This is a genomic window from uncultured Roseicyclus sp. (genome assembly GCF_937892565.1).
Classification (GTDB): Bacteria; Pseudomonadota; Alphaproteobacteria; order Rhodobacterales; family Rhodobacteraceae; genus Roseicyclus.
Genome location: NZ_CALAHQ010000088.1, coordinates 1 through 19,056, shown reverse-complemented (window position 1 = coordinate 19,056; position 19,056 = coordinate 1). Strand labels below are relative to the sequence as shown.

General features: G+C 65.4%; 20 protein-coding genes, 1 tRNA gene and 1 pseudogene. 10 read left to right on the top strand and 12 right to left on the bottom strand.

Features of this window, described 5'->3' with window-relative positions; genetic code table 11:
* The 6 genes from Q0094_RS12250 to Q0094_RS12225 all read left to right on the top strand — a co-directional run.
* On the top strand, positions 1 to 1,511 hold a 1,511-nt coding region (locus tag Q0094_RS12250), incomplete at its 5' end, for an OmpA family protein (RefSeq protein ID WP_297619917.1).
* A 77-nt stretch (positions 1,512 to 1,588) separates the two neighbouring features.
* Positions 1,589 to 2,563, top strand: coding sequence for an XdhC family protein (locus Q0094_RS12245; RefSeq protein ID WP_297619914.1), 975 nt, complete (start codon positions 1,589 to 1,591; stop codon positions 2,561 to 2,563).
* Entirely contained in the window at positions 2,560 to 3,573 is a 1,014-nt protein-coding gene (locus Q0094_RS12240; protein ID WP_297619911.1) for a molybdopterin-binding protein, read from the top strand. The genes Q0094_RS12245 and Q0094_RS12240 overlap by 4 nt, the downstream gene beginning before the upstream one ends.
* 76 nt (positions 3,574 to 3,649) lie before the next feature.
* Positions 3,650 to 4,135, top strand: a complete 486-nt coding sequence (locus Q0094_RS12235; protein ID WP_297619908.1) for a (2Fe-2S)-binding protein — start codon at positions 3,650 to 3,652, stop codon at positions 4,133 to 4,135.
* Between the two features lie 131 nt (positions 4,136 to 4,266).
* A complete protein-coding gene (locus Q0094_RS12230; protein WP_297619905.1) occupies positions 4,267 to 6,645 on the top strand; it encodes a xanthine dehydrogenase family protein molybdopterin-binding subunit in 2,379 nt (792 codons plus the stop codon).
* 91 nt (positions 6,646 to 6,736) lie between these two features.
* The gene (locus Q0094_RS12225) at positions 6,737 to 7,528 is read left to right on the top strand and encodes a xanthine dehydrogenase family protein subunit M (protein WP_297619902.1); all 792 of its coding nucleotides are present in this window, start codon (positions 6,737 to 6,739) and stop codon (positions 7,526 to 7,528) included.
* 202 nt (positions 7,529 to 7,730) lie between these two features.
* Here Q0094_RS12225 and infC read toward each other — a convergent pair whose 3' ends face one another.
* Together infC and Q0094_RS12215 are read right to left on the bottom strand one after the other, a co-directional pair.
* A complete protein-coding gene (infC, locus tag Q0094_RS12220; RefSeq protein ID WP_366940285.1) occupies positions 7,731 to 8,273 on the bottom strand; it encodes a translation initiation factor IF-3 in 543 nt (180 codons plus the stop codon).
* Positions 8,274 to 8,486: 213 nt separating this feature from the next.
* Positions 8,487 to 9,329 carry a ferredoxin--NADP reductase gene (locus Q0094_RS12215; RefSeq protein WP_297619899.1) on the bottom strand — a complete coding sequence of 281 codons (843 nt, stop codon included), beginning with the start codon at positions 9,327 to 9,329 and terminating at the stop codon, positions 8,487 to 8,489.
* 267 nt (positions 9,330 to 9,596) lie between these two features.
* On the opposite strand from Q0094_RS12215, the gene Q0094_RS12210 reads away from it, so the two are divergent.
* Together Q0094_RS12210 and Q0094_RS12205 are read left to right on the top strand one after the other, a co-directional pair.
* Positions 9,597 to 10,058: an Lrp/AsnC family transcriptional regulator gene (locus Q0094_RS12210; protein ID WP_297619896.1), complete on the top strand. Its 462-nt coding sequence runs from the start codon at positions 9,597 to 9,599 to the stop codon at positions 10,056 to 10,058.
* A 35-nt stretch (positions 10,059 to 10,093) separates the two neighbouring features.
* Positions 10,094 to 10,879 carry a DUF3445 domain-containing protein gene (locus Q0094_RS12205; RefSeq protein ID WP_297619893.1) on the top strand — a complete coding sequence of 262 codons (786 nt, stop codon included), beginning with the start codon at positions 10,094 to 10,096 and terminating at the stop codon, positions 10,877 to 10,879.
* 28 nt (positions 10,880 to 10,907) lie between these two features.
* Here Q0094_RS12205 and Q0094_RS12200 read toward each other — a convergent pair whose 3' ends face one another.
* From Q0094_RS12200 to Q0094_RS12165, 8 genes are all read right to left on the bottom strand, one after another.
* Positions 10,908 to 11,978: a 2'-deoxycytidine 5'-triphosphate deaminase gene (locus Q0094_RS12200; protein WP_297619891.1), complete on the bottom strand. Its 1,071-nt coding sequence runs from the start codon at positions 11,976 to 11,978 to the stop codon at positions 10,908 to 10,910.
* Between the two features lie 91 nt (positions 11,979 to 12,069).
* A tRNA-Pro gene (locus Q0094_RS12195) sits at positions 12,070 to 12,146 on the bottom strand.
* Positions 12,147 to 12,188: 42 nt separating this feature from the next.
* On the bottom strand, positions 12,189 to 12,830 hold the full coding sequence (locus tag Q0094_RS12190) for a MerR family transcriptional regulator (protein ID WP_297619889.1): 642 nt from the start codon (positions 12,828 to 12,830) through the stop codon (positions 12,189 to 12,191).
* A gap of 100 nt (positions 12,831 to 12,930) precedes the next feature.
* Entirely contained in the window at positions 12,931 to 13,233 is a 303-nt protein-coding gene (gene ihfA / locus Q0094_RS12185; protein ID WP_297619886.1) for an integration host factor subunit alpha, read from the bottom strand.
* A 95-nt stretch (positions 13,234 to 13,328) separates the two neighbouring features.
* Positions 13,329 to 14,303 carry a beta-ketoacyl-ACP synthase III gene (locus Q0094_RS12180; RefSeq protein ID WP_297619920.1) on the bottom strand — a complete coding sequence of 325 codons (975 nt, stop codon included), beginning with the start codon at positions 14,301 to 14,303 and terminating at the stop codon, positions 13,329 to 13,331.
* Positions 14,297 to 15,394: a phosphate acyltransferase PlsX gene (plsX, locus tag Q0094_RS12175; protein ID WP_297619884.1), complete on the bottom strand. Its 1,098-nt coding sequence runs from the start codon at positions 15,392 to 15,394 to the stop codon at positions 14,297 to 14,299. The genes Q0094_RS12180 and plsX overlap by 7 nt, the downstream gene beginning before the upstream one ends.
* 37 nt (positions 15,395 to 15,431) lie before the next feature.
* A complete protein-coding gene (gene rpmF, locus Q0094_RS12170; RefSeq protein WP_297619881.1) occupies positions 15,432 to 15,638 on the bottom strand; it encodes a 50S ribosomal protein L32 in 207 nt (68 codons plus the stop codon).
* Between the two features lie 220 nt (positions 15,639 to 15,858).
* The gene (locus Q0094_RS12165; protein WP_297619878.1) at positions 15,859 to 16,416 is read right to left on the bottom strand and encodes a DUF177 domain-containing protein; all 558 of its coding nucleotides are present in this window, start codon (positions 16,414 to 16,416) and stop codon (positions 15,859 to 15,861) included.
* A gap of 182 nt (positions 16,417 to 16,598) precedes the next feature.
* On the opposite strand from Q0094_RS12165, the gene Q0094_RS12160 reads away from it, so the two are divergent.
* Positions 16,599 to 17,030: an outer membrane protein assembly factor BamE gene (locus Q0094_RS12160; RefSeq protein WP_297619875.1), complete on the top strand. Its 432-nt coding sequence runs from the start codon at positions 16,599 to 16,601 to the stop codon at positions 17,028 to 17,030.
* Between the two features lie 90 nt (positions 17,031 to 17,120).
* A complete protein-coding gene (locus Q0094_RS12155) occupies positions 17,121 to 17,858 on the top strand; it encodes a GNAT family N-acyltransferase (protein WP_297619872.1) in 738 nt (245 codons plus the stop codon).
* Here the strand turns inward: Q0094_RS12155 and Q0094_RS12150 are convergent.
* Positions 17,839 to 18,741, bottom strand: coding sequence for a GNAT family N-acetyltransferase (locus tag Q0094_RS12150; RefSeq protein ID WP_297619870.1), 903 nt, complete (start codon positions 18,739 to 18,741; stop codon positions 17,839 to 17,841). The genes Q0094_RS12155 and Q0094_RS12150 overlap by 20 nt on opposite strands.
* Positions 18,742 to 18,777: 36 nt before the next feature.
* Positions 18,778 to 19,056: pseudogene (locus tag Q0094_RS12145) on the bottom strand (tyrosine--tRNA ligase); the annotation flags it as partial.

The following is a 19,056-nucleotide window of genomic DNA, read 5'->3' as shown; positions in this document are numbered from 1 at the left end:
TTGCCGCAGAGGCCGCAGCCGCCGAAGACGCAGCCCGGCTGGCCGCAGAGGCCGCGGCGGCAGCGGGTGAACAGCCCGGCGCGCCCATCGCAGCCGACGCCGCCCCCGCGATAGCGCCGGAAACACCCGCCGATCCCTTGCCACAGATCCCGGCCCAAATCCCTGGACCGATCCCTGCACCCGCGCTGCCGGAAGTCCCCTCATCCGGCGTTGCCGAACTGCTCAGCGATGCCGATGCCCTTGCCGCAGCCCTTGCCGCCGCTGCGGCAGGGGAAACGGGCCTTGGGCTTGCCGTGATCGACCCCGCGACCCTTACCCCCGAGGACACGGCCACGCTGGCCGAGGCGCGAGAGACGGCCGCCGCCGCCGAATTGGTCGCCACGCCCCCGGTCGATCCCGTCGCCGAAACCGAGGCGCAGATCGCCACCGCGACTGCCGAAACCGAAACCGCGCTGCAATCGCTGGCCTTGGCCCCGGAAACCGCCCCCATCGCGCAGATCGTGACCGAGGTGATCACCCAAGACACCAGCCGCAGCTCGGATCAGGATTTCGAGCGCCTGATGACCGCCACGACCGATCCTGCTGTGACCACCGCTGCCCCGCGCGACCGGACCGGCCTGACCGGCACGCAAGGCCTGTTGCTGGGTGCGATTGGCGGTCTTGTCGTGGGCTCGATCATCGCGGGCAACCGCGAAGTGGTGAGCCGCGCCGATGACCGGGTCGTCGTTTTGCGCCCCGAGGGCGATTATCAGGTGATCCGCGACGATGACGTCTTGTTGCGCCGCCCCGGCAATTCCGTGGTGACCGAAAGCTTTGCCGACGGATCGTCGCGCAACATCACCACCCAGCCGGATGGCACGCAGGTGATCACCGTGCGCGACCGGGATCTGCGCATCTTGCGCCGGACGGTGGTGGCCCCTGATGGCACCCGCACCGTGCTGATCGATGACACCGCCGCGCTCAGCCCGGTGCGGGTGTCGCAATTGCCAAAGCTGCGGCCGGGCGATGGGCTGATGCTGGACGGCACATCCGCCGATGCTCAGGCGCTTGCCCGCGCGCTCGCCGTGCAATCGGGGGTGGATCGGAGCTTTTCATTGGCGCAAATCCGTTCGATCCGTGCGGTGCGCGATCTGGCCCCGGCGCTCAACCTTGAGGCTGTCACCTTTGCCAGCGGCTCGGCCGCGGTCACCCCGGATCAGGCCGGCCGTCTGTTGGCGCTGGGCCGCTACATGAGCGATGCCGTGGCGCGCAACCCGCGCGAGGTGTTCTTGATCGAGGGTCATACCGACGCGGTCGGCAGCGCGTCCTTCAACCTTGCCTTGTCGGACAGGCGGGCCGAATCCGTGGCGCTGGCCTTGACCGAATATTTCGGCGTGCCGCCGCAGAACATGATCATCCAGGGCTATGGCGAAGACTTCCTGTTGCGCGCCACCTTGCAAGACGAACGCTTGAACCGCCGGGTGGCCGTACGGCGCATCACCGATCTGTTGCGGGTGGCTGTGGCCGATTGACGGGCGGGCTTTGACAAGGGCTCCTGCCTCGGCCATCGTTGGGCGTGATGTCCGGCGCCGCGGGGGAGGGGGCCTGAATGATTGATGCATCCATGGAAAACATGCCCGAGCGCGCGCTGGCGTGGCACCGCGCCGGGCAAGGCGCGGTGCTGGCCACCGTGATCGAGACATGGGGTTCGGCCCCGCGCGCGGTCGGATCGCAGATGGTGGTTTCCGGCGCGGGCGAGATGGAGGGATCGGTCTCGGGCGGCTGCGTCGAAGGCGCGGTGGTGCTGGAGGCGATGGAGGCCGTCGGCAGCGGTGCGGCCACGCTTTTGGAATTCGGCGTGTCCGATGATCAGGCCTTTGCCGTGGGGCTGGCCTGTGGCGGACGCATCCGGGTGCTTTTGGAACCCGTGGGTGGCGCCATGCCCGTGGCGGTGCTGGAGGATCTGGTTGCCGCTCGCACAGCCCGCAGGCCCGTCGCCTATGTCGCCGATCTGTCAGGGGCTCGGCGCAAGCTGGTCGGACCCGATGCCGACCCCGAGCGGTTCCGCATGGATCGATCAGGCATCACCGAGGATGGCGAAAGCTTTGTCCATATCCACAACCCGGCCCTGCGTCTGTTGGTCGTGGGTGCGGTGCATATCGCGCAGGCGCTGGTGCCGATGGCGCGGATCGCGGGCCATGACGTGACCGTGATCGATCCGCGCCCCGCCTTTGGGGCGGCGGCGCGATTTCCGGCTGTGACGATGATCGAGGAATGGCCCGATGAGGCCTTGGCCACGCTTGGGCTTGATGCGCGCACGGCGGTCGTGACCCTGACCCATGATCCCAAGCTTGATGATCCCGCCATTCGCGCCGCGCTGGGATCCGAGGTCTATTATCTTGGGTGTCTGGGGTCCGGGCGGACGCATGCCAAGCGTGTGGCGCGGTTGAACGAGGCCGGGTTTTCGGCCGCCCAGATTGCGCGCATCCACGCGCCTGTGGGCCTTGATATCGGCGCGCGCGGTCCGGGCGAGATCGCGGTTTCCATCCTGGCCGAGATCACCCAGAGGCTGCGCCGGGGATGAGGTTCGGGGCCGTGCCGCTGGATCAGGCGCTGGGGGCGGTTCTGGCCCATGCCGTTCCGCTGGCTGTGGGCAAGCTGAAAAAGGGTCGGGTGCTTGGGTCGGATGATCTGGTGCGGCTGGCCGAGGCCGGGTTGTCCGAGGTCATCGTGGCGCGTCTTGGCCCCGGCGATGTGCCCGAGGATGCGGCGGCGTTGCGGCTGGCGCGGGCCGTGGTGCCCGACCCGGGGGCCGCAGGGCTCAGGCTCGAGGCGCCCTTTACCGGGCGGGTGAACATTCGTGCCACCGGGCCGGGGGTTCTGGCGCTCAAGCCCGAGGCCATCGCGGCGCTCAACGCGGTCGATCCGATGATCACGCTGGCCACCTTGCCGCCATGGCAGCGGGTCGAGGCGGGGATGATGGTCGGCACCGTCAAGATCATCGCCTATGGTGTTCCCGATACGGCATTGCAGGCCGCGTGTCAGGCAGGCGCCGCATCGATGCAGCGGCTTGCCCCGGTGGTGGACCGGGTCGATCTGATCGTGACCGAAACCGCGCCCGGCGTGGCGGCACGCGATGACAAGGGCGTGCGCGCGGTCTGGGCGCGGGTGGCGCGGCTTGGCATGGCCGAAGGGGAAACGCGGATCGTGGCGCACCGTGCCACGGCGGTGGCGGCGGCAATCGGTGCCTCGAGCGCCGGAATGGTGATGGTCCTGACAGGGTCGGCCACATCCGACATCGCCGATGTGATGCCCGCAGGTCTTGTGGCGGCGGGCGGTAAGGTGATCCGTTTTGGCATGCCGGTCGATCCGGGCAATCTTTTGGTCTTGGGTGCGCATGGCGGGCGGCCTGTCATCGGGCTTCCGGGGTGTGCGCGCAGCCCGGCGTTGAACGGTGCCGATTGGGTGCTTGAGCGCGTGGCCTGTGGGCTTGCCCTGACGGGCTCCGAGATTGCGGCGATGGGGGTGGGGGGCTTGCTCAAGGAGATTCCTTCCCGCCCACAGCCGCGCGCAAGGCCGCCGCGCGCCGATTGAAGCCACCGCCACAAGATTTCCATTTGCCTTTTGCGCAATTGGTGATTGGATAGCCGAATAACCAAGGGAGGAATGGATGACCCAGGTGACAATGACGGTGAACGGGAAATCCGTTTCCGGCAAGGTGGAAGGCCGCACCCTGCTGGCTGAATTTCTGCGCGAAGGTCTGCGGCTGACGGGCACGCATGTGGGCTGCGACACCAGCCAATGCGGCGCCTGCGTGGTGCATGTGAACGGCAAGGCGATCAAGAGCTGCACCGCACTGGTCGCCGATCTGGACGGCGCCGATGTGCGCACGATCGAAGGCATGGCCAACCCGGATGGGTCGCTGTCCAGCCTGCAGCAGGCGTTTCAGGACCATCACGGGCTTCAGTGCGGTTTTTGCACACCCGGCATGGTGATGAGCGCTGCCGCGCTGTTGAAGGAAAACCCCAAGCCCACCGAACACGAGGTGCGCGGCTATCTTGAGGGCAACATCTGCCGCTGCACGGGGTATCACAACATCGTCAAGGCAATCATGGCCGCCAGCGGTCAGGACGTGTCGCAGATCGCCGCCGAGTGATCCCGACCCGGCGCGCGGGGAGGCGGGCCGGGTATGCGTATTTGGAGAAAGGTGAAGGGGCCCGGGCGGCCCTGACCCAAGCGGCCCCCTATCGTGGCGGGTCCGGGGAAGACATTCAGGGGAGGACGACCATGCCGAAGGATCATGGGATTGGCGCCAGTTCGAAACGGCGCGAGGATATACGCTTTCTGACCGGGCGCGGGGCCTATACCGACGATCTGGCCATGCAGGGACAGGTCCATGCAGTGATGGTGCGCGCCAATGTGGCACATGGGCGTATCGTGTCGATCGACACATCGGCCGCGGCCGCCATGCCCGGCGTGCTGGCGATCTTTACCGGCGCGGATTTTGCCGATGTCGGCGGCAACCCCGCCGGTTGGCTGATCCATTCGCGCGACGGCTCGCCCATGCGCGAACCCAAGCGCCCCGTGCTGGCCCATGGCAAGGTGCGCCATGTCGGCGATGCCTATGCCGCCGTCGTGGCCGAAACCCATGAGCAGGCACGCGATGCCGCCGAAGCGGTGGCCGCCGGCACCGAGATCGAAGAATTGCCCGCCATCGTCGATATGGCGGGTGCGGTCGCCAATGCCGACAACCGCGTGCATGACGAGATCCCCGACAATCTGTGCTTTGACTGGGGTTGGATCGAGGCCAACCGCGATGCGGTCGATGCCGCGATGAAGGCGGCCCCCCATGTCACCACGCTGGAGTTGGTCAACAACCGGCTGGTGCCCAATGCGATGGAGCCGCGCGCCTCGATCGGGGAGTTCAATCCCGGAACGGGCGATTACAAGCTGACGACCACCAGCCAGAACCCGCATCTGACCAAGCTGCTGGTCTGTGCCTTTGTGCTTGGTATCCCCGAGCACAAGCTGACGGTCGTCGCCCCCGATGTGGGCGGCGGTTTCGGCTCGAAGATCTATCACTACGGCGAAGAGGCGCTGGTTTTGGCCGCCGCGAAAAAGCTTGGCCGCCCGGTGCGCTGGACGGCGGAGCGGTCGGAAAGCTTCCTCACCGATGCCCATGGCCGCGACCATGTCACCACGATCGAGGTCGGCGCGACGCTGGATGGTGAGATCCTTGCGATCCGCACCAATACGCTGGCCAATGTCGGGGCGTATCTGTCGAATTTCTCGACCGCGACGCCCACATTCCTGCATGGCACGCTGATGGCGGGCCCCTACAAGGTGCCGCATGTCTATGTGAACCTGAAGGCGGTGTTTACCAATACCGCACCCGTCGATGCCTATCGCGGGGCCGGCCGGCCCGAGGCGACCTATAGCCTTGAGCGGGCCATCGACAAGATGGCGCGCGAGCTGAAGCTCGATCCGGTCGCGGTGCGGCGCAAGAACCTTTTGACGCCGGACCAGTTCCCCTACACCACCCCCGTCGGGCTGGTCTATGATGTCGGCAACTACCAGGCCACGCTCGACAAGGCGCTGGACATGGCCGATCTGGCAGGGTTCGAGGCGCGCGCGGCCAAAAGCCGGGCGGCGGGAAAGCTGCGCGGTGTGGGTCTGTCGACATGGATCGAGGCCTGCGGCATCGCGCCCTCGCATCTGGTGGGCCAGTTGGGCAGCCGCGTGGGGCTTTATGATGCCGCCACCGTGCGGGTCAGCGCGACCGGCACGATTCAGGTGATGACCGGCGCGCATAGCCATGGTCAGGGCCATGAGACGGTTTTTGCGCAAGTCGTGGCCGAAAAACTGAGCATCCCCGAAGGGGCGGTCGAGATCGTGCATGGCGATACCTCAAAGATCCCGTTCGGGATGGGCTCTTACGGGTCGCGCTCCCTTGCGGTCTGTGGCTCGGCGATGGACCGCGCACTCGACAAGATCATCGCCAAGGGCAAGAAGATCGCAGCCCATATGCTGGAAGCTGCCGAAGGCGATATCACCTTTGAGAACGGCAGCTTTTCTGTGGCAGGGACGGACAAGGCGAAATCCTTCGGCGAGATCGCGTTTTCCGCCTATGTGCCGCATAATTACCCGCTCGAGACCCTTGAGCCGGGGCTGGAAGAGACGGCGTTTTACGATCCCAACAACTTCACCTATCCCGCAGGCGCCTATCTTTGCGAGGTCGAGATCGACCCCGACACGGGCAAGGTCACCATCTGTTCGTTCACCTGCGCCGATGATTTCGGCAATGTGATGAACCCGATGGTCGTCGAGGGGCAGGTGCATGGCGGTGTCGCCCAGGGCATCGGTCAGGCGCTGGTCGAACACACCGCCTATGACGAGAATGGTCAGCTTTTGACAGCCTCCTACATGGATTACACCATGCCGCGGGCCGATGACGTGCCATTTTATCAGGTGGATCATTCCTGTGCCACGCCCTGCACCCACAATCCGCTTGGGGTAAAGGGCTGTGGTGAGGCGGGGGCCATCGGTAGCCCCCCCGCGGTGGTCAATGCGGTCATCGACGCGCTGCACCGTGCGGGCATGACCCATGTGACCCATATCGACATGCCGCTGACGCCCGCGCGCGTCTGGGGTGCGATGCAAGCTTGACGCATCGGGCGACGGCCGGGGGGCCAGCCCCCCGGACCCCCCGGCATATTTCTGGAAAGATGAAGGGGCGACCCTTTCGGGAGAAACACAGATGTACAATTTCGAATTCGCCAAACCCGCCACCATCACAGATGCGGTCAAGGCCTTGGCCGCCGAGGATGCACAGGCGCTGGGGGGGGGGCAGACGTTGTTGCCCACCATGAAACAGCGGCTGGCGTCACCCGCCACTCTGGTCAGCCTCAATGCCATCCCCGAGATGATCGGGGTCTGCGTCAACGACAAGGGCGAGGTCTGCATCGGGGGCGCCACCACCCATGCCACCGTCGCCCAAGAGGCGCGGGCGCACTACCCGGGGCTGGCCGCATTGGCAAGCCAGATCGGCGATCCCGCGGTGCGCAATCGCGGCACGATCGGCGGCAGCCTTGCCAACAACGACCCCTCTGCCTGCTACCCGGCGGCGGCATTGGGGTCGGGGGCCCTGATCAAGACCAACAGCCGTGACATTGCGGCGGATGCGTATTTCCAAGGCATGTTCGCAACCGCGCTGGCCCCGGGCGAGATCATCACCGAGGTGCGTTTCCCCGTGCCCCAAAAATCGAATTACCAGAAATTCGTGCAGCCCGCTTCCCGCTTTGCGCTGGTGGGCGTGTTTGTGGCGAAATACGCCGATGGCGTGCGCGTGGCCGTCACCGGGGCATCCACGGATGGGGTGTTCCGCTGGGCCGAGGCAGAGGCCGCGCTGAGCGCCGATTTCGCCAAAGGGGCCATCGACGCGCTGTCGCCGCCCAAGGGTGACATGATCGCCGATCTGCACGGATCGGCCGATTACCGCGCCCATCTGGTCAAGGTGATGACGGGCCGGGCGGTTGCTGCGGCGGGCTGAAACGCCGGCGTGACAGACCAGAAAGGGCGCCGGTGCAATCCTGGCGCCCTTTTTTCATGCCTTGGGCAGGGCGCGCGCCAAGGGGTCGCAAGGGGGGCGGGGGGGCCGGCATCGTGCGGCCAAGAAAAAGGCGCGCCAGATGGGCGCGCCGGTCGGTGTGGGCCGTCAGCCGCATCGCGCGGCCCGGGCCGATCCACCATGTCTATTTGCTGGGCCCGATCATCATGACCATCTGACGGCCTTCGAGCTTGGGAATGCTTTCGACCTTGCCTAAGCCGTCCACATCCGTGGCGACCCGTTCCAGAAGTTCACGGCCAAGGTTCTGGTGCGCCATTTCGCGCCCACGGAAGCGCAGCGTGACCTTTACCTTGTCGCCATTTTCCAGAAATTTGGTGACGCTGCGCATCTTGACCTCGTAATCATGAGTGTCGGTGTTCGGGCGGAACTTGACCTCTTTGATTTCGATGATCTTTTGCTTCTTGCGGGCCTCGGCCTCGCGTTTCTGGGTTTCGTATTTGAACTTGCCGAAATCCATGATCTTGCAGACGGGCGGTTCGGCCGTAGGCGAGATTTCGACCAGATCGAGGCCGGCTTGTTCAGCCAGTTCCATCGCCCGGAACGGGGTGACCACCCCGAGATTTTCGCCCTCGGCGCCGATCAGGCGGATTTCAGGGCCACGAATACGGTCATTGACGCGCGGGCCCGTTTCACGGGATGGCGGCGCGTTGTGCGGTCTGCGGGCTATGGGGGGCCTCCTGAGGTTGCCGAGATTTGAGACCGCAACCTAGCCGCGCCGCGCCCTTCTTTCAAGGCGATTTGGCGCATGCGCGTCTGAAAGCGCATGATCGACGCGTCGCGCCACCTTGGCGCATGTGATGCGGCTGTCAGCATCACGGCGCCGGAATGCGCCACATCCGGGCGCCAAGGCTGGCCGGCTTTGGCCCGGTCTTGGGATGGATCAATCGAGAAAGGCTTTTTCGACGACATATTCTGCCGGGTTTGAATTGGCGCCTTCGCGCAACCCATAGCTTTCGAGCAGCGCCTTTATGTCAAGGTTGAAGGCCAGATTGCCACAGACCATCGCGCGGTCACATTCGGGGCTGAGTGGGGCCACGCCCAGATCGGCGAACACCGCGCCCGACCGCATCAGATCGGTGATGCGGCCCATCTTGGGGCTGGGTTCACGGGTGGTGGTGGGGTAATAGCGCAGCTTGCCGGCAAAGCCCGTGCCGATCAGCTCGTCCAGCATCGCGTCGGAGCGGATCTCGTCGATCAGCCGCGCGCCATAGGTCAGCTCGCCCACTTCGCGGCAGGTATGGGTCAAGATGACCTCGTCATAATCCTCATAGGTTTGCGGTTCGCGCAAGAGGCTCGCAAAGGGCGCAATGCCCGTGCCTGTGGCAAACAGCCAAAGCCGCTTGCCCGGCAACAGCGCGTCATGCACCAGCGTGCCCACGGGCTTGGGCCGCAAGATGATCGCATCGCCGGGCCGGATATGTTGCAGCCTTGAGGTCAGCGGCCCGTTGGGCACCTTGATCGAATAGAATTCCAGCGCGTCATCCCATGCGGGCGAGGCGATGGAATAGGCGCGCATCAGCGGTTTTTGCTTGCCTGTCTCGGGGTCAGGATCGCCCATCAACCCGATCATCACGAACTCGCCCGACCGGAACCGCAAGCTTGGTGGTCGCGTGCAGCGAAACCGGAACAGCCGATCGGTGTAATGCTCTACCTCGGTCACGATCTGCGCATCGGGCAAGGCGGGGGTGGCGCGCGGGGCTGCGGGGGCGTCGGTGTCTTGCATGGGTCTTGGCTCGGTCATGTCCCAACTGCGGCACAGGTCCAGCCGCCATGACCGTCTTAAGGCTTGATCTGGTTCAGGGAAAGACTTTGTCGGCCAAACCGCCCAGCCCGCACGCGCCCGCTGCCCGACCCGCTGGTTCCGCCGGCTTGGCGCAAAGGCAGAATACTTTCCCATATAGCGGTGGATATTGCTTGTCAGATGGGACATATGTTCTTTATCTGACGCCGAACGGGTCGTATTTCGGTCCAATCCAAAGGGGGCCATGGAATGACTGAGCAGATCGACGCGCTGGACCGTCGCATTCTGGCCGCCCTGCAAGAGGATGCGTCGCGCTCGCTTGATGACATCGCGCGCATCGTGGGGTCGTCCAAAACCCCGGTCTGGAGCCGGATTCGCAAGCTGAAAGAGGCGGGCGTGATCGGGCGGCAAACCGTCTTGCTGGATGCGGAAAAGCTGGGTTTCGAGGCCTGTTTCTTTGTGCTGATCCGCACATCGGAACATGAGGCCGATTGGCAGCGCCGCTTTCTGGCCGCGCTCAAGGCGCGCCCCGAAGTGATGGAGGCACACCGTCTTGCCGGTGAGATCGATTATATCCTCAAGGTCCGCGTGCCCAATGCCCGCGCCTATGACGCCTTTTATCAGGCGTTGATTTCCGAGGTGCGCATCTACAATGTGACGGCGCTGCTGTCGATGGAAGAGATCAAGGCAAGCCCGCTTTTGCCGCTTTGATCGGCTGACAGATCAAAAAAAGGGGCCGCGGACGCATGAGCGATGTTTTGCACAGCCATCTGCCGTCGGTCCCGTGGATGGTGCCCGCGCTGGCGCGGCTGCCCGGTGTCGTGCCGCTTGCGATGCGCGATTGGCTGTCGGTGGATGAGGTCTTTGCCGCACAGATGGCGCTGCGCGACCGGCTTCTGGCGGAACGGCGCGCGGCCGTCTATGCCATGACACCGGCGGCCGAGGCGGCGGCGGCGGCGCTATTGGCCTTGATCCTTGATCAGCTTGGCCCGGCCTATCGGCGCGAGGGCGATGGTATCATGCGCCCCGATGGTGTGCGCGTGCCACTTGGCGCCGATCCGCCGCTTGTCACGGCGGCGCGTCTTGTGCAGGAGGATCTGTGCCTGCACCAACCCGGGCCCATGGGCGAGCATGTGCTGAGCGGTGCCGTGCTGTGTTTTCCGGCCAGTTGGACCTTGTCCGAGAAAATCGGTCGCCCGCTCAGCGCGATTCATGCCCCCGTTGCACCCTATGATGCGCAGATGGCCGCGCGGGTGCAGCGGCTTTTCGATGCGATCCGCCCCGACCGGCCGCTTTGGCGGCAAAACGCGCTGGTCTATGCCGATCCCGCGCTGCACCAACCCCGCCCCGAGGCCGCGCCGCGCCGGGATGCGCCGGAAAAAGGCCGCTATCTGCGGTCCGAGAAACAATGCTTTGTGCGGGTTCCGGGCAGCGATGCGGTGGTCTTTACCATCCACACCTATGTCTTGCCGCTTGAGGCTTTGCCGCCCGAGGCGCGCAGGGCCTTGCCCCATGCCCCAAGCGTGACCTGATCTGATCCGGTCGGGCCGGGCCCGGCCGTCAGCCCCGGAAATGTTTGGACAGCTTCAGGCCCTGGCCCTGATAATTCGACGCGATCGTGGTGCCATACAGCCTGTTCGGGGCATCGGCCATGCGCTCATAGACCAGCCGCCCCACGACCTGACCATGTTCCAGCACAAAGGGCGCTTCGTGGCAGCGCACCTCCAGCACGCCGCGCGCGGGCACGCCAAGCCCGAATCCGGGGTCGAAAAACCCCGCGTAATGCACACGGAATTCGCCCACCATCGCCAGATAAGGCGACATCTCGGCGGCGCAGTCGGGCGGGATCGTCACGGCCTCGCGGCTGACAAGAATATAGAAGGCGCCGGGATCCAGAATGATCCGCCCACCTTCGCCGCGCACCTCTTCCCAGAAATCCGCGATTTCATGCACGCCGACCCGCGTCAGATCGATCACGCCTGTGTGTGGCTTGGCGCGGTAGCCCACGATCCCCGCGGTCGTGGGGGTCAGGTCGACGGAAAAGCCCAAACCCTCGTCGATCACCGCCACCCCATCGACCAGCGGCGTCTGGGCATGGCGCGCGGTCAATTCGCTGTCCGTCAGCACCGCCTGACCGCGCCGAAAGCGGATCTGATTGAGCCGCAGACCCGGGGCGACCTTGACCGAAAAGGAACGCGGGCAAATCTCGGCGTAAAGCGGGCCACGGTAGCCTGCGGGAATGCGGTCGAATTCGGTGCCGCCATCGGCGATGACGCGGGTCAGGCAATCGACCCGGCCCGTCGAGCTTTTGGCATTGCACACGGCGGTCACGTCACCCGGAAGGGCCAAACCCTCCATCAAGGGCACGACATAGACACAGCCCTTTTCCAGCACGGCGCCTTGGGTCAGGTCCATCCGGTGCATCTCGAATTCGGCGATGCGATCGGTCACCGTTCGACCCGCGCCCGCCAGAAACGAGGCGCGCACCCGGTAGGCGATGGTGCCCAGCCGCAGATCAAGGCTGGCAGGCTGCACCTGACCGTGATCGGGGGTCGCGCAGGCGATGGCGCCCGACGCGATCATCGCTTCGATCTGGTGGTCGGGCAAAACCCCGTGGCCTGTCTGTGTCATCTGACCGCACTCCGTTTTGGGCAAGAAAAAACCGCCCGCGCCGTCGGCGCAAGGGCGGTTTTCAAGGGCCTTCCCCAAGGTGGGGAGGTGATGGTCGGGCTAGCAGGACTTGAACCTGCGACCTTCCGTCCCCCAGACGGACGCGCTACCAGGCTGCGCTATAGCCCGACGTGCGGCCCTTCTACCGATTTCCCCGGGGGGTGCAAGGGGTCAGGCCCGCATCCTGTCCCGCAGCGCCACAAGCGCGGGGCGCAGCGTGGCGCGCACATGGTGCGGCATGCGCGCCGGGTCACCCACAAGCGCACCAAGCCGCGCAAGCGCGCTGCTTGATCGGGCCTGAGCGGCGTGGTCGGGCACCGCAAGCGCCGCTGCGGCATGAACAGATGCGGATGGCGCCACAGGCAAGGGCGCGGCTGCTGTTTCAGCATCCACCGCCAAGCGTGGCCGTTGCGGGGCGGCGTCGTGCAAAGCGGGCACTGCCAAAGGCCGATCAATCGCCGCTTCGCGCAATATGACGTCTTCGACGCGGTCTTCGGTCCAATCCTCTGACACGTCGCCCATGGGGGTGTCAGCTATGGGCAACGGGGGCGTCAGGGCGGCCACACTGGCCACGCCAGCTTCGCGGATCATGCGCTGCACACCGCGGATGGTCATGCCGCGATCATGCAGCAACACCTTGATGCCGCCGATCAGCTCCATATCGGCGGGCCGGTAATAGCGCCGGCCGCCGGCGCGCTTCACGGGCTTGATCTGTGGAAATTTCGATTCCCAAAAGCGCAACACATGCGTTGCAACATCCAGCCATTCCGCCACCTCGCGGATCGTTCGAAAGGCTTGCGAGGATTTTGTCATGGCCAATCCACTTTGCCTGTTCGCGCCGTGCCGCGTTGTGACCTGCGGCACCCGCCGTCATGACCCGGTGCCGCACCGTTCCTCCGGGGGCAGGCGGCCCTCAGTCGCGGTTGCCCGCTGCCACCGTGTCCTTCATCAGATGCGAGGGCCGGAAGGTCAGCACGCGGCGCGGGCTGATCGGCACTTCTTCGCCGGTTTTCGGGTTGCGACCCACTCGGGCCGTCTTGGCGCGCACCGAGAATGTGCCAAAGGACGAGATCTTGACCTGTTCGCCATTCACCAGCGCATCCGACATCAGCTCAAGCACCCGTTCCACCAGTTGCGCACTTTCGTTGCGCGACAAACCGACCGCGCGGAACACCGCCTCGGACAGGTTCATCCGTGTCAACGTCTTATCACTCATTCTATCGGCCTCCCCAAGTTTGCCACAAGATGATGCAAGGATTTTCTCAAGTCAATCAAGCGGCTTGCAGCAACGATTTTATCTTTGCGGTCACATCACCAGCGCATGACCACCGCACCCCATGCCAGACCGCCCCCGATCGCCTCGCATACCAGCAGATCGCCGGTCTTGATCTGGCCGCGCGCCACGCCCACAGACAGGGCCAAGGGAATGGACGCGGCCGATGTGTTGCCGTGATCTTGCACGGTCATGATCACCCGATCGAGGCCCACGCCCATTTTCTGCGCGGTCCGCGCGATGATGCGCATATTCGCCTGATGGGGCACGATCCAATCCACATCATCGGCGCCCACCCCCGCCCGGGCCAATGCCGTATGGGCTGTTTGCGCAAGCTTTTCAACGGCATGGCGGAATACCTCACGGCCCTCCATGCGCAAGACGCCGGTGGTCTGCGACGACGACACGCCGCCATCGACATAAAGAAGATCCCGATAGCGCCCGTCGGAATTGAGGTCGGTCGCAAGAATGCCGCGATCGCTTGCGTCACCCGCGCCATCTTGCGCCTCAAGGATCAGCGCACCAGCACCATCGCCAAACAGCACACAGGTGCCCCGGTCGGTCCAGTCCATGATCTTGCTGAAGGTTTCGGCCCCGATCACCAGAACCCGCCGGGCCTGACCCGACAAGATCAGCGCATTGGCAGTGGTCAGGGCATAGACGAAGCCGGCGCAGACGGCCTGAATGTCAAAAGCGAATCCCCTCTCCATCCCAAGGCCTGCCTGCACCATCGTCGCGCAGGACGGAAAGGTCAGATCCGGGGTGGATGTCGCGACCACGATCGCATCGATGTCGGATGCTGCCAGCCCGGCCATGTCGAGGGCCGCGCGCGCGGCGGCGATGGCCATCTGGCTGGTGGTTTCGCCTTCGGCGGCGAAGTGGCGCCGCTCGATGCCGGAGCGGTCCCGGATCCATTCATCCGTCGTGGCCAGCGTCTTTTCGAATTCTGCGTTTTCGACCACGCGGGCGGGCAGGTAATGGCCGATGCCGATGGGAACTGCACGGATCATGATTGTCCTGTCTCTGCCTGCATGGCCGCGGCGGCCGCTTGTTCCGCCGCGCCGATGCGCGCGGCCAGTCGTTCGTGAAATCCCGCCGATGCCAACCTTGCGGCCAGCTTGATCGCCGCCGCGACCCCGGTCGCATCGGCCGAGCCGTGCGATTTGACCACGGTCCCGTTCAAGCCCAGAAACACGCCGCCATTGACCCGGCGCGGATCGATGCGCTTGCCCAGCCGCTTGAGCGACGGATAAGCCAACAGGGCAGCCATCCGGCTCAACACCGAATAGCGGAACGCCTCGCCCATCAATTCGCGGATCATCCGGGCGGTGCCTTCGCCGGTCTTGAGCGCCACATTGCCCGTAAAGCCATCGGTCACGATCACATCGACCTTGTCAGACGGCAGATCGCCCCCTTCGACAAAGCCCACGAAATCGAAATCGGCCGCATGGCTGACGCGTTCGATCAGTTCGGCGGCGAATTTCAGCTCGGCCCGGCCCTTGTGTTCCTCGGTGCCGACGTTCAGCAAGCCCACCCGCGGACGCGCCAGATCAAGCCCGTTGCGCGCATAGCTGGCGCCCATCAGCGCATATTGCAGCAGATCGCCCGCATCGGCGCGGATGTCGGCGCCAACATCGAGCATCACGTTGAAGCCCTTGGGATTGCGCGATGGCCACAGGCATGCGATCGCCGGGCGGTTCACGCCTTCGATCTTGCGCAGCCGCAGCATCGAGAGCGCCATCAAAGCGCCGGTGTTGCCACAGCTGACCGCCGCGCCCGCTTCGCCCGACCGCACCGCTTCGATGCAAGACCACATGGATGTGTCCTTGCCGTGGCGCACCACATGAGAGGGCTTGGCATCCATGGTCACGACGCCATCCGTATGCCGGATTTCGCAGCGATCGATCAGATCGCGGCGGCGGTCCACCAGCCGCTCAAGCACGGGGCGGTCGCCATGAAGGATGAAACGCAGGCCCGGGTTTTTCGCCGCGGCCTGCGCCATACCAGACACGACGGCCGACGGGCCAAGATCACCGCCCATCGTATCGATGGACAGCACGGTTCCCGGGGCCTCCCGAGTCGTCAATGCGGTGCCGTCGCTCATGCCCCGGTCGCCTTGCCGCCTTGGGCGGGTCGCGGGCTCAGGCCGCGTCTTCGTCGAGATCGACTTCGGTGCCCTGTGCGACGACCTGACGGTCGTTGTAGGTGCCGCAGGACGGGCACACATGGTGCGGCCGCTTCAGCTCTCCACAGGAGGGGCACTCATTCGGGTTCGCAGCAACCAGCGCGTCATGGGCGCGGCGCATGCCACGGCGAGAGCGCGTTGTTCGGTTCTGTGGGACAGCCATGTCACAACCTCAATATCTCTGGGGCGATCGCACTGCGGTCCGCCCGGTCCTGTCAAATCTCAATTCCTCGCCCGCCTGCCGGCATCCCTTGCGCGACCATAAGGTCAGGCGCCGGAGTGGAAAGACGGGGCGGATTTCCCGCGCCCGGAACCGGGGTCGAATGAGGCCGGGAACATAGCTAGATTCCGGGGCGGCGCAAGACCTTTTCGCCCCTGCCATGTCAGGCACCATCCGGCGGGTTTTCTCCGCCCTGCAGCTTGTCGCGCAGCGCCGCCAGCCCGGAAAGCGGCCGGGCGGCATCTTCGGTCAGGGGCACGATGCCCGGACCGGCAAAGCGTGCCTCGCCCAGTTCGGCACCCGGCGCGCGGGGATAAAGCGGCAGCGCCAATGCCAGCGCCTCGGTCATGACCGCCATCAGATCCAGCGTCACCGGCAAAGGTTCGGCGCTGTCATCTTCGGGGATTTCGACCTCGTCGCCGATGGGTTCGGGCATTTCCGCCAGATAGCGGCGCAAGACCGGCTCATCGATGCGGGTCGTCACGGGCTCGGCCGTTACCACGCATGGCTGAACGATGGTCGCACCCAGATCCGCCTCAAGGCGCCAATCGCGCCGTGCTTCGGGGATCAGCCGACCTGAAAAGCGCAGCTTGCGCAACGCAAGCAATCCAAGCCCTGCGGCCAGCGCGGCGCGCGCGGGCGCCTCGGGCGTCAGTTCGAACCGCGTCTCGGCCGCCCGCGACAGACGGGCCAGCACAAGATTTCCCGGTGTTTCGGCCATGTGGGGGCCTCCTTGTGGTCCAGATGTGGTCTTGTCGCGTTCTTGCTCTGCAGGCGCGGGTAAGTTAAGCCGATAGAAAGCTTTCGGGTCCGCTGCAAGGGCAAGGTCCGGGCGGCAGGGTCCGGGTGGCCGTAGCCAGGAGCAAGAGGACAGGCATGCACAAGCGCGCGCGCGGTTTTAGGATGGCTCTGGTCGGCATGACCTTGGCGCTGGCCCTTGGCGCTTGCGCCGCCACATTCGACAATCACGGCTATGTTCCCCCCGCCGAAGAGCTGGCGCAGCTGCGCATCGGCAGCAGCCGCGCGGATGTGGCCGCGATCATCGGCACACCGGGTGCTGCGGGCATGATGCGCGACGAGGCGTGGTTTTATACCGCCTATCGCATGCGCAATCAGGGCTACCGCGCCCCGCAGGTGATCGAGCGCCAGATCATCGCGGTGTCCTTTGATGCGGCCGGGCAGGTGTCCAACATCGAGGAATTCGGGCTCGAGGATGGGCGGATCGTGCAATTGTCGCGCCGCGTGACCACCAGCTCGGTGCGGGAAGTGACCTTCTTCGGGCAGCTTTTCTCGAATTTCGGGCGCATCAATCTGGGCGAGGCGCTGAGCGACTGACCACGCCGGATGTGTCGCCGGGCCGTTACGCACACGCCCCAGAATGTCCGCCATCAGCGGGCGGTATCGGCACCGCAGGAGCGTAGCGCGATGCTTGATCTTTCCAAAGGACGCTACCGGGCGCGACTGGCGCAAGACGGCGGTGATCTGGATGCCGCGCGGCGCTTGCGCACGCTGGCCTTTCGCGGGCCGCAAGCCGACCGGCTGGATGGTGATGAATTTGATGCGGCCTGTTCCCATGTTCTGGTCGAAGACATCGGTTCGGGCGCGCTGGTGTGCTGTTTTCGGCTGTTGCGGCTTGGCTGCGGGGCCGAGATCGGGCGCAGCTATTCGGCGCAGTTCTATGACTTGTCGGCGCTGTCGGATTTCGACGGCCCCATGGTCGAGGTGGGGCGCTTTTGCATCCACCCCGACTGGCACGATCCCGATATCTTGCGGGTGGCTTGGGGGGCCTTGACGGCCTATGTCGATCACAGCGGGGTCGAGATGCTGTTTGGCTGCTCATCCTTTACCGGCACCGAGGCACGCGATTATTCCGATGCTTTCGCGCTTTTGCGCGACCGCCATATCGCGCCCAAGCACTGGCTGCCGCGCGTCAAGGCACCTGCGGTGTTTCGGTTTGCTGCCCGCCTCCGGCGCAAGCCCGATCTCAAGCGCGCACAGGCCAAGATGCCCCCCTTGCTCAGAACCTATCTGATGATGGGGGGCTGGGTCAGCGATCATGCGGTGATCGATCGCGACCTTGGCACGCTGCATGTCTTTACCGGGCTCGAGATTGCCGCCGTGCCACCGGCGCGTGCACGGTTGCTCAGGGCGGTGGCATCCTAGACCGCAGGCCGCGCAGCAGGCCATGCAGCGGCGCCAGTAGCCCCGCCATGGCCCATGTGCCGCCCAGCACCATCGTGGCAGCGCCCGCGCCGCGCTTGAACCGCGCCAGCCCGTCAGCTTGATCCCCGGCGCATTGGCCCAGATCGATTGCCGCCACACCCTGTCGGGCCAGATTGTTCATCGCATGCCACAAGATCAGGTTATGGGCCGACAGATTGCGCCCCTGCGCATCCGACCAGCCGATCAGATAGCTCGCACCCGACGCGTGGCGGGCAAACAGCATCGCGGCGATGGTGGTGCCGGCGGTCTGCGCCGTAAAAAGTGTCAGCGCGCCCGCCGTGGCACCCATCGCCGCGATCAGCGTGGGCGGCAGGTTGCGGTAGCCGCGCGCGCGTTGCTGTGCTGCTTCGGCCTGAAAGATCCAGTGGTTGGGGTCGGGCGCAAGGGCGCCAGCCGTGATCGTCAGGGGCTGGCGTTGGGCATGGCGTAGCCGGTTGCGCCATTTCCCATCCATCCGCGCCAGCCAATCCTCTGGCTGTCGCGCAAGCGACAGCATCGCAACCTCACGCGGGGGGGCCAGCCGCAAGAAGCCCGCCCGCCGAAATGCCGCCCCGTTGGCGGCTGTGGCCGCATTCACGATCACCAGATCGGCCCCAAGATCCTTGCGCAGCGGCCCCGGATCCGCATCCGCCGCCAGATCGGGCCGCGACACCAGCGCAACCCGGCCGATCACCGGAAATTCCCGCCGCAAGACCAGCCAATCGCCGCCCGCCCAAGCCATCACGGCTGCGTCCGCACCGATCCGGCGCAGCGCATCACGATAGAGCGGGGATTGCTGCAATGGCAGCGTCAGGGGTGGGGGCGGGGGCAGGGCGGCGGGCATGAGCGCAAGCTTTCGGCGCTCATGCTTAATTTTCGGTTAGCCCGCCAGAATCACCAGCGCGTGGCGTTTCTTGCCCGCCGACAGCTTGATCGGCTGGGCAAGATCGGCCGCGGTGATCATCTGCCCCGCATCGGTGATGGCGGCGTCATTCATCCGCGCGCCGCCTTCGGCGATCAGGCGCTTGGCCTCTTTGCCAGATGCGGCAAGGCCCGTGCGGGTGATCAGCTGGGCCAGGGAAATGCCATCGCCCAGTTCCGCCGCACCCAAAGTCAGCCTGGGCAGGTCATCGCCCATCCCGCCTTTCTCGAAGACCTC